We start from the raw sequence: 1,231 nt of genomic DNA, 5'->3' as shown, positions 1-1,231 counted from the left end.
AAACAAAAATGAAGGAGACGGTAAACCACCGTCTCCTTCTTTTCACGTTTTGCGGAAGCAGGCGATACCGGACGACGCTTCGCCACACACTCTCATTGACTTTAGACCTGGTGGAAGTGCAAACACCCCGGCAGGGGAGTAATAGGCAACGAACCCTAAACCTTTGCTTTTACCCCCGTTGCCGGTTGTAGTGTGACTCTGGGGATCCCTGCGGATTTAGGGTATCCTATTCGAACATAAACACCCCCACCCGGAACACATGTCCACCAGTCGGGATACTATTAAGGCACTCGTTAGAAGACATATACGAACATTGTCTTTCCTTCTGGAGTGCTGCACTTATGACTGCCACACTTAGCCCACCCGAGCCAGATACCGCCCTCGACTACCCAGACACCCTCCTCATAGGTGACCACCCCGACATCGATCCTCTAGACGATGGTTCTGTGCCGGAGGCGTTCTACACCACCAACGCACCCGGCAACCACATCGGCAAAGCCGGCACCTACACACGCAAAACCTCCTGGTTCCTCTACCGCGCCATCCTCCCCCAACTAGACGACGACGTCGACCTTAGCCTCACCAGCCTCGCCAAAGACCTCGGCATCTCCTACCACAAGCTGCTAGGCTTCCTCCGCGCCCACTTCCGCATGCGTCAACTACCCCTAGTCACACAAGTCCAAGGCCAGCACTGGATACTCGACCTGACCAAACTGCGCATCATCGACCGCGAACTCACCCGCCTGGACAACAACCCAGACCACCTCGAAGCCATCGACGCCGCACTCGCAGACTTCCTCACCCCCACCACACCCAACCAAACAGTACCCACCGACGCCGACCTGCGCCGTTTCATCCGCACCTTCATCGACACCCACCTGCGCCCCGAAGACAAAGAACACAAACCCGAACCACGACTGCGCATCAACTACAACCCAGATAACACCACCACACTATCGCTAACCTGCGATAGCGCTACCGCCACCATCATCGCCCGCCACATCGACGCCTACACCAACCAGACCACCACCACCGCAGCACAAGCACTCATCGACCTCATCCTCGAAGACACCCACACCAGTGTTGCCATCAACACGTTTACCACCAACCCCGACACCAACCTCGTCTTTCACCCCGGTGCCGGATGGATAAACCTCAACCACGCACCCACCAACAACACCTTCATCCGTAGGCTTAACGCCGACGAGGCAGACTCCTACACCCCCACCAC

Annotated in this window: 1 protein-coding gene; it reads left to right on the top strand. The window is 56.8% G+C overall.

Annotated features, from left to right (window positions below):
• Positions 1 to 341: 341 nt before the first annotated feature.
• Positions 342 to 1,231, top strand: an 890-nt coding sequence (locus QKD99_RS11455) for an HNH endonuclease (protein WP_347951481.1), incomplete at its 3' end; no start/stop codon positions are given.

It is taken from the genome of Corynebacterium sp. c3Ub_189, from assembly GCF_039907195.1.
Classification (GTDB): Bacteria; Actinomycetota; Actinomycetes; order Mycobacteriales; family Mycobacteriaceae; genus Corynebacterium.
The sequence above is the reverse complement of the archived record's forward strand: the minus strand, read 5'-3'. Positions and strand labels throughout refer to the sequence as shown.